Here is a 9,572-nt window from a genome sequence, read left to right on the forward strand (position 1 = left end):
CCCCCCCCCCAACAACCTAAGTTTACTTTTATTGATTTATTTGCTGGTATTGGTGGATTTCGTATTCCTCTACAAAAATTAGGTGGAAAATGCTTATTCTCATCAGAATTCAATACCTACGCCCAAAAAAGCTACGAATTAAACTTTGGTGAAGTTCCTTTTGGTGATATTGAACAAATTCCATTGGATTTAATTCCTCAGCACGATGTATTGTGTGCAGGATTTCCCTGCCAGCCATTCAGTATTTCAGGGAAAATGCGAGGATTTGAAGATACGCGCGGCACGCTGATTTATCATGTCTTCAAAATCATAGAAGCGAAACAACCTGAAGTTGTATTCTTGGAAAATGTGAAGCACCTTATTCATCATGACAAAAAACGTACACTGACAACAATCCTCACACATTTGCAGGAATTGGGTTATTACGTTGAGAAAAAATTACTAAACGCCACAGATTTTGGTTTGCCGCAAAATAGAGAACGCATCATCATTATTGGCAGCAAATCTAAAAAATTTGATTTTTCAAAATTGAAATATCAACAGCGAACTGTATTGAAAGATTTCTTAGATGCAGAAGGTGAATTTGAATATTTGAATGAGCCTTATACGATTTTGTCGGAACAGAAACAGCAAAAGTCAGGTTTGATTTTTGCGGGTTATCGCAACAAAGCCATTCGCAAGGTAGGGGTACGTGAAGGAACAGAAAACTTATCCCGAGTACATAAGCAACCAAACCGCATCTATTCAACCAATGGAGTACATCCAGCATTGCCATCACAAGAAACATCGGGGCGATTTTGGATTTTCCACAATGGAAAAGTCCGCAAACTTACCATTAATGAATGTTATCGGATTATGGGTTTCCCTGAAACATTCCGTTTTATCAATAGTAAGAGCGAACTTTACCGACAAATTGGAAATTCGGTTGCCATTCCCATGATTAATGCGGTTGGTGAGCAAATAAAACAGCAACTATTAGGAAAGTAATCATGTCTAAAAATCAAAACCCAAATGAATTTATTCGTGCTACCTACGATGAAGCACTACAAACCCTAGGTTCTCATAATGTAATTCAAACCAAACTATCAGAAAATGAAAGAGTAGTATTGGACGACATTTTAGCTTATTCAGAAAAAGCAAAAGCCGTTTTAACTGTTGTAATAACTAGTTTGGTTTATAAGCAGCTTCATCCTGAACAAGATATTCGAAAACATCAATCCAGTATTAGCGGAGGTTACTCTGGACGGACATTTGATACTAACCACATCACACCATTTCTCAAATTGGAAAAATTTCCAGCAATGGCAGAAAGTGGCTGGCTTACTCGGTCATTAGAACAAAAAGTACCATACGATGAAAACTATACAGGTGCAATTAACCCAAGCAGACTAAAAGCATCTTTTTTGTCAACCATCGCTCTGATTCAGAAAAACGAGCGACTGCCAGAAATTTTTTCTTACCTACTGCAAGGGCTTATCTTAAAACGTAATGCACAGCAAATAGATTTAGCAAAACCTCACAACTTACCAATTTCAGCAATTATTGATTTATTAAACAAACACTTTCAAGCTAAATATACTGCCGATGGTGCAGCAAGGCTGCCTGTGTTGGCGTTTTATGCAATTTACCAATGTCTGATAAAGGAATTGAGGCGTTTTGACGAAAAAACATTATTACCATTAGAAAATCATACTTCGGCAGATGCAAGAAGCGGTCGGATTGGCGATATAGACATTAATGATGAAAAGAATGAAGCCTTTGAAGCTGTTGAAGTAAAACATGGCATTCCGATTACACGCCAACTTGTGCAAGATGCCTTTGAAAAATTTCAAACCACACAAGTTAAGCGGTATTACTTGTTATCAACAGCAGATATTGATGAAAGTGAACGGGAACTTATTGAAAGAGAAATTGAAAAAATTAAAACTATTCATGGGTGTCATGTTATTGTTAATGGGATTATTCATTCATTGAAATATTATTTGCGACTATTAGAAAATCCTGCCGAATTTATTTCTAATTATGTCAATTTATTGGAACAGGATACATCACTCAAATTTGAACATAAAAAGATGTGGAATGAAGTGGTTGTGAATTCGCAGAAGTACAATCAATAAAAGAAATACGGCAATATTGGACTAATACCTGACCTACGAATTATGCAAAACACCCAAAACCACCACAACACGCCCTCTGTCCCCCTTTCAGGCAGCCTGAAAACCGCCCCATCAACCCCTCCCCGCTACCGCCTGACCAAACTCGGCGAACAAATGGCGCGCCTACCCATCGACCCGAAAATCGCGCGCATTTTGCTGGCGGCGAAGAAACACGACTGCATGGCGGAAATATTGGTGATTGCGTCCGCGCTGTCGATTCAAGACCCGCGCGAGCGGCCGTTGGAAGCGCGCGATGCCGCCGCCAAGGCACACGAGCGTTTTACCGACAAGCAGTCCGATTTCCTTGCCTATCTGAACATTTGGGACAGCTTCCAGCGCGAGCGCGACAAGGGTTTGTCCAACAAGCAACTGGTGCAGTGGTGCCGCCAATATTTCCTGTCGCACCTGCGGATGCGCGAATGGCGCGAGTTGCACCACCAGCTTGCCCAAACCGCGATTGAAATGGGTTTGACCACCAAGGAAGCCGCGTTTAGACAACCTCCTTCCCAAGAGCAATTAAGGCCGTCTGAAAGCCAAGGCGACCAAGATTTGGCGGCCAAACTCAAACAAAAACAACTGGACAAAAAACAACACCGTGCCCAAATCCGCGCCGCCAAAGAAGCGGGCTACGAACAAATCCACCGCGCCCTGCTCACCGGCCTTATCGCCAACGTCGGCATGAAATCGCCCGACGGCAACGACTATACCGGCGCGCGCGGCAGCCGTTTCCACCTTTTCCCTGCGTCAGCCCTGTTCAAAGCCAAGCCCAAATGGGTGATGGCGGCAGAATTGGTTGAAACCACGCGCCTTTACGCGCGCGACGTCGCCGTTATCCAGCCCGAATGGATAGAGCAGGAAGCGCCGCACCTTGTCCGCTACCACTATTTCGAGCCGCACTGGGAACAAAAACGCGGCGAAGTTGTCGCCAGCGAACGCGTGACGCTTTACGGCCTGACCGTCTTGCCGCGCCGCCCCGTGTCTTACGGCAAAGTTGCGCCCGAAGAAGCGCGCGAAATCTTTATCCGCGGCGCATTGGTGGCGCAGGAAAGCAATCTTCAGACGGCCTTTTTTGCCCACAACAAAAAGCTGATTAAAGAAATTACCGAACTCGAACACAAATCGCGCAAGCAAGACGTATTGGTCGATGACGAAGCCCTGTTTGCGTTTTATAACGAACGACTGCCCGAGCTGGTGTGGAAAGACGCGAAAGGCGGCGTTTGGGGAAGCGAAGATTCCGTACGGATTATTGAATCTGACAAAGCCGAAAGGTCATCTGAAAATGAACGCAACAAGTTTCGCCAAAATGAAAATCACGGCAACACCGTAGGTTGGGTTGGAAACCCAACACCCGCCGCAACCGCAAAAACCGTTGGGTTTGACAACCCAACCAACGCCGCCCAACAAACCACCCCCTCCCCCGTGGGGGAGGGTCGGGGAGAGGGCAAAACAGTTGCCGCACAAACCAACTTTTCCGCAACCGCAGCAAACCCTCTCCCTAACCCTCTCCCACAGGAGAGGGAACAGGGTGCCGCAGCTTCAACAATTTCAGGCAGTCTGCAAACGACGTCTTGCGAAGCTAAAACTAAAACCGAAAGCAGCCTGCATGCCCAAAGGATACCTGAAAACCACGAACCCCAATTTTCAGACGACCTGCATCCTGCAAACCCTCAGCAAACTACCCCCTCCCCCGTGGGGGAGGGTCGGGGAGAGGGCAAAACAGTTGCCGCGCAAACCAACTTTTCCGCAACCGCAGCAAGCCCTCTCCCACAGGAGAGGGAACAGAGTGCCACAGCTTCAACGGTTTCAGACGACCCCAAACCCAAAAAGCAGCCTGCACCCCCAAAAGGCCGTTTGAAACCCCTCCCCCTCGCCGACATCCGCACCTTCCAAGCCTGGCTCAAAACCGCCGAGCGCGACAACCCGCGCCTGCTGTTCCTCAGCCGCGATGACCTCATGCAGCACGCCGCCGCGCACATCACCGAAGAACAATTCCCCAAACACTGGCAAACCGCAGACGGCAAATTCAAACTCAGCTATCGCTTCGAGCCGCACCACCCGCTCGACGGCGTTACCCTCACCCTGCCGCTCACCGTGCTCAACCGCATCAGCCCCTCCGCCCTCGAATGGCTCGTACCCGGCATGATACGCGAAAAAATCCAGCTACAAATCAAAGCGCTGCCCAAACAAATCCGCCGTATCTGCGTGCCCGTGCCCGAATTCATCACCCAATTTTTAAGCCAAAACCCCGACCGCAACGCCCCCATCCTGCCCCAGCTTGCCCAAGCCATCGCCAAAACCGCAGGCGACATCCGCATACTCGAGCAAATCAACCAAGACGAATGGGCAGCGTTCAGGCTGCCCGAACACTGCTATTTCAACCTCCGCATCATCGACGACGGCGGACAAGAATTAGCCATGGGGCGCGATTTAGTCCAAATCCAACAACAGCTTGGCAAAGCCGCCGCCACCACCTTCCGCGACAACACCCAAGAATTCGAGCGCGATAACGTTACCGCATGGGACATCGGCACCCTGCCCGAATCCATCAAATTCGCCCGCGGCAAACAGCAGCTCACCGGCTACCTCGGCCTGCAAAAAGAAAAAGACGGCCGTATCGCCCTACGCCTGTTCGACACGTCCGCCGCCGCCGGACAAGCCCACAGATTAGGCGTGATCGAACTCATGAAACTACAACTAAAAGAACAAGTTAAAGACCTGAACAAAGGCATCCAAGGCTTCACCCAAGCCGCCATGCTGCTCAAACACATCAACGCCGACACCCTGCGCGACGACCTCACCCAAGCCGTCTGCGACCGCGCCTTTATCGGCGAAGACGAACTGCCGCGCAACGAAAAAGCCTTCAAAGAACAAATCAAACGCGCCCGCAGCCGCCTGCCCGCCGTCAAAGAAGCCCTCAGCCGCTACCTGCAGGAAACCGCCGCCGCCTACGCCGAACTCAACAGCAAACTCGGCAAACACCCGCTCACCCACCTCATACGCCAACGCCTGCAAACCCTGCTCGCCGCCGGCTTCGCCACCCGCACCCCGTGGACACAATGGCCGCGCCTCCCCATCTACCTCAAAGCCATGACCCTGCGCCTCAAAAAATACAGCGGCAACCCCGCCCGCGACGCAGCCCGCGAAGCCGATATTCAAGAGCTTGAACAAATGTGGCAGGAAAAAACCGACAGCCTGATTAAACAAGGTCTCCCCATTCCAGACGGCCTTGCAGGGTTTAAATGGATGATTGAAGAATTGAGGGTATCGCTGTTCGCGCAGGAGTTGAAGACGCCGTATCCGGTGTCGGTGAAGCGGTTGTTGAAGGAGTGGAGTTTCTTTAGGTAATAATCTAAAATTCAATAGATTATTCAATTTTCAAACTTATGGAATTTAAAAAATGATTAAATGCTTTTTATCACATAGTTCTAAAGATAAAGAACGTTATATAAGAGTAGTTGCAGAAAATTTGAGAACAGATGCTACACTATTTGATGAAATTACTTTTGAAAAAGGCATGATGAATATTGAAGAAATTCATAATGCGCTGAATGATACATCTTTGTTTGTCATATTTTTATCTGGGCACTCATTAGATTCTGATTGGGTAAAAGAGGAGCTAACATATGCAAAAGACAAATTAGATCAAGAGCAAATAGATAGAATATATCCGATTATTATAGATGATAAAGTAAACTATAAGGATGAAAGGATTCCTGAATGGATGCGAGAAAACCTAAATATACAGCTTATCGCCTCCCCTAAAATAGCAGCTCGAAAAATCAATACCCGCCTGATCGAACTAGCATGGAAACACCATCCTAAACTTAAAGAAAGACAAGAAATTTTTGTAGGTAGAAATGATTTAATTAAAAAAATAGAAGAGCGATTAGATGACTTTGATCAAACCTATCCTATTACCCTAATTGCATCTGGACTTCCTTCAATTGGAAGAAAATCATTGCTTAATTATTCAATAAAAAAGGCAGGATTAGTTAAGGGAGCATACAAACCTATATTCATATCTTTAAATAGTCAAGATAACATAGAAGATTTTATTTTTAAACTTGCAGATAGCGGTATTTATCCTTTGTCTAATAATGAAAAGAATTCAATATTAAATGATAACTTACAAAGAAAAATTGAAATACTAAAAAGAATCATCAGTCAGATAAATAATGAAAATGAAAAGATTCTTATAGAAGATTATGGTGTACTTGTGCAGAGAGATGGCTCTATTATTGACTGGTTTAATGATATATTATTATCCTTTGATAATAGACTATTATTTTGTATAGCTTCACAATTTAGATTAAACCCAATCCTATATAGAAAATATCCAAAAATATTTTCTGTATCAGTAAAAGAATTAGAACGCCCAGAAAGAAATGGCTTATTGAATAGATATTCTTCTTTTCAAAATATACGGGAATCGCTTTCTGCCGACGACATGCAATTTTTCTCCGATCTTCTTACAGGGTATCCAGAACAAGTTTTTTTTGCAGTCGATCAAATTAAAGAACAAGGAATTATTTCTGCGAAAAAAAATTCTCATATCATCCAACAATATTCTTCTGATAAAGCGAAAGTAATTTTTGATATCTATAAAGATAATGAAGAAATTAAAGAACTTATACTTCTTCTTTCAAAATTTGAATTTATTAGTTATGAAGTTCTATTTAAGATAGTCCCAGAAGAAAAATATTTTCCTTTGTTACAAGAATTAATTACAAATTCAATATGTGAATATATTGGAAAAGTTTCTGAATATATTAGACTAAATGAAGTATTACGTGACTATATTAGCAGAAATAGATTTGAATTAAAAGCTGAATTTAATAAATCAATACAGAGTTATGCACAAAATTTCATCTCTAATTTTAATGATGATGGATTTGATATTTCTGGATATTTTTTATCAGCTAAAGAAAATTTATTAACCAACAGTTCTGATGCATATAAATTTATTCTACCTTCGATATTTATTAGTACTATTAAAAAATTATATGATGAAGACAGAAATTACGATGAAGCCATCTCACTAGCAAACAGAGTTCTTTCAAATGAAAGAACTCTGCATAAGAATACAATAAACTTTGTTCGATTTTTAAAATGTCAGGCATTAGCTAGAAAAGGTATGAATGATGAGTTTTTTCAAGAAGTTCATAAAATCCACGATGAAGGTGAAAAAGAATTTTTGATTGGCTTTTTCTACAGGTTACGAGGCAAAACTCAACAGTCAGAAAATCATCTCATCAAATCATTAGAATATAAAAAATTTAATGATCCAAAGGTACGTGGTGAACTAATTCGAATATATATTCAAAATGAAGAGTATGATAAAGCTTATGTCTATTCGAAAGAGAATTATCAAAATAGACCAGGGAACATCATTAACGCCAATGATTATTTTATATGTATTTTAATGAAAGATGATGAAAGAATCCATGCTAATGAATTAAATTCCATAATAAAAAAACTATCAATTGATCCATCAAATAAAGCTCAAGAAGTCGTTTTGTCAATGCAAGCTAGAGTTTCTTTTTTCTATAAAAAAGACTATGAAAATAGTTTTAATATAATTGATAAGGCTATTGCTACATTTCCTCAAGTAACTTATCCTTTACTAACCAAAGCAGATTTGGCTGCTAGCTGTAGAGATACCAAGAGATTACAGGAAGCAATTGATAAGTTGGAGAAGTTGGTAAATAAAAGTGCTCAAACATATCGTTCATTTATTCGGTTTAAAGCAATATTACTTACACTAACTAATAATATGCAAGCAGCTTTATCCCTAATTGATAGTGAGTTAAATGGATTAAATCCAATATCTATCAATAAATTTAAGGAAAAACTAAAACAGTTGTTTGAGTCTTTATAAATTATTTCCCTTTCCAACCAAACCAAAGGTCGTCTGAAACCTATTTTCAGACGACCTTTTTCCACTTCGCTAAACAAATCTTCCCGCCGCCCTCTCCCCAAACGTCGTCTGAACCAGTAAACTCCTCATGTTTCAACAACTTCTTGGAAGCACCCATGTCTGGTATCTACCTACCCCGCCTATTTCCGCCCCATATCGCCGAACGTGGCCTGCTGTATTTTCAGCAGGGCAAGGTTCGCGATGTCCAAAAAACTTCCGCCGGGCGTTATCGGGCGGAGGTGTGCGGTTCGGAAAACTATTGGGTATAGTTGAAGTTGGATAGTGATTTGTATATTAAAGACGAAGGCTGCAATTGTCCTTATGTCTAAGAGTGCAAACATACCTTAAATTACTATATTGCATAGGAAAAATACAAGCCTATAACGAGTTGGAAACAAAATGCCGTCTGAAAACATCTTCAGACAGCATTATAAAATCTGTTTAATAATGTACACCCCTATACAATTTTTGCTACCATGCCCCATAAATCCACGGCTAAAGATATCCTTATTATGTCCTATGATTTATCGAAACGACTTGTAATCGGCTTAGCATCAAGTGCCTTATTCGACTTATCCGAATCGGATAATATATTTAGAACGGAAGGGGCAGAAACCTATAGGCAATATCAGAGGGAAAAACAAAACCATCCCCCAAAAAAGCGTTGTCTTTCCATTTATCAAAAACTCTGTCAATCAATGAAATAAACCTAAACGACCCACCGATTGGGTTTATTCTTTTATCCGGAAACAATCCAGATACGGATTACGGGTCATAACTATAGGCTTAATATTACACGATTCTCATTCCCTCAAGGCGGAAACCCGCACAAATACTAAAACACTATCGATTGATTTGTAAACAAGCCTACTTAAGTAACCTGCAGTCCTTATCATTTCCTTTAAAATAATCCAGCCCGTCATTACACGAACTGGCGGACTTCTTGCAAATAAAGGTTACTAGATTTTCATTCATCTTAATAATAAAAGGATTTTTATCTTTATCTATGGCTACCGCCTTCAACATAAATTTACTGTCTAAAGCCCCGCGCGCGATTCCATTCAAACGGATACAAAAGCCTTCTGCCTCTTTAATCGGCAAACTTGGCCATTTGGTAGATGTTTGTTTAAACCTCCCATTCTGCAGATAAAACTTTTCCATAAAATGTGCATTTTCTAACAAGGCTGCCCGCACTGCATTTATCTTTGCTTTCTCAACATAATTGCGATAGCTCGGATAAACAATTAAAGCAAGTACAGACAATATCAAGACCACTGATATTAATTCAACCAGCGTAAATCCCCGATTATCAGTCATTACTTTACTTCCAATAAGAACAGATTATTCAACATACTTCTTTGAACAGACTTACTATCCCATTCAGCAGTATGCATATTTCCCACTCTATTTTTTAGCTGCGGGCGTTGCCGGTTTGGCGGGGGCTTTGGGTGCGGGCGCGCCGACCGAAGCCTGGTCCTTCAGCTTCGCCAGCACCGCCG

General features: G+C 42.3%; 7 protein-coding genes and 1 pseudogene. 6 read left to right on the forward strand and 2 right to left on the reverse strand.

Annotated elements, in window-relative coordinates; genetic code table 11:
- The 6 genes from Q9J80_RS10645 to Q9J80_RS10930 form a co-directional block, all read left to right on the forward strand.
- The coding region (locus Q9J80_RS10645) for a DNA cytosine methyltransferase (protein ID WP_301668955.1) at positions 1 to 987 on the forward strand (987 nt) is incomplete at its 5' end.
- Positions 988 to 989: 2 nt separating this feature from the next.
- Positions 990 to 2,117, forward strand: a complete 1,128-nt coding sequence (locus Q9J80_RS10650) for a hypothetical protein (RefSeq protein ID WP_196428899.1) — start codon at positions 990 to 992, stop codon at positions 2,115 to 2,117.
- 153 nt (positions 2,118 to 2,270) lie between these two features.
- On the forward strand, positions 2,271 to 5,501 hold the full coding sequence (locus Q9J80_RS10655; protein WP_407075249.1) for a DUF3418 domain-containing protein: 3,231 nt from the start codon (positions 2,271 to 2,273) through the stop codon (positions 5,499 to 5,501).
- Between the two features lie 52 nt (positions 5,502 to 5,553).
- Positions 5,554 to 8,034, forward strand: coding sequence for a toll/interleukin-1 receptor domain-containing protein (locus Q9J80_RS10660; protein ID WP_301668953.1), 2,481 nt, complete (start codon positions 5,554 to 5,556; stop codon positions 8,032 to 8,034).
- Between the two features lie 155 nt (positions 8,035 to 8,189).
- The gene (locus Q9J80_RS10665) at positions 8,190 to 8,342 is read left to right on the forward strand and encodes a hypothetical protein (protein WP_301668952.1); all 153 of its coding nucleotides are present in this window, start codon (positions 8,190 to 8,192) and stop codon (positions 8,340 to 8,342) included.
- A gap of 243 nt (positions 8,343 to 8,585) precedes the next feature.
- Positions 8,586 to 8,780: a 5'-nucleotidase gene (locus Q9J80_RS10930; protein ID WP_369415232.1), complete on the forward strand. Its 195-nt coding sequence runs from the start codon at positions 8,586 to 8,588 to the stop codon at positions 8,778 to 8,780.
- Positions 8,781 to 8,940: 160 nt separating this feature from the next.
- On the opposite strand, the gene Q9J80_RS10670 is transcribed toward Q9J80_RS10930, so the two are convergent.
- Both Q9J80_RS10670 and Q9J80_RS10675 read right to left on the reverse strand, forming a co-directional pair.
- Positions 8,941 to 9,390 carry a type IV pilin protein gene (locus tag Q9J80_RS10670; RefSeq protein ID WP_301668951.1) on the reverse strand — a complete coding sequence of 150 codons (450 nt, stop codon included), beginning with the start codon at positions 9,388 to 9,390 and terminating at the stop codon, positions 8,941 to 8,943.
- An 87-nt stretch (positions 9,391 to 9,477) separates the two neighbouring features.
- Positions 9,478 to 9,572, reverse strand: a pseudogene (locus Q9J80_RS10675) (helix-hairpin-helix domain-containing protein); the annotation flags it as partial.

This window comes from Neisseria blantyrii (genome assembly GCF_962747855.1).
GTDB classification, from domain to species: domain Bacteria; phylum Pseudomonadota; class Gammaproteobacteria; order Burkholderiales; family Neisseriaceae; genus Neisseria; species Neisseria viridiae.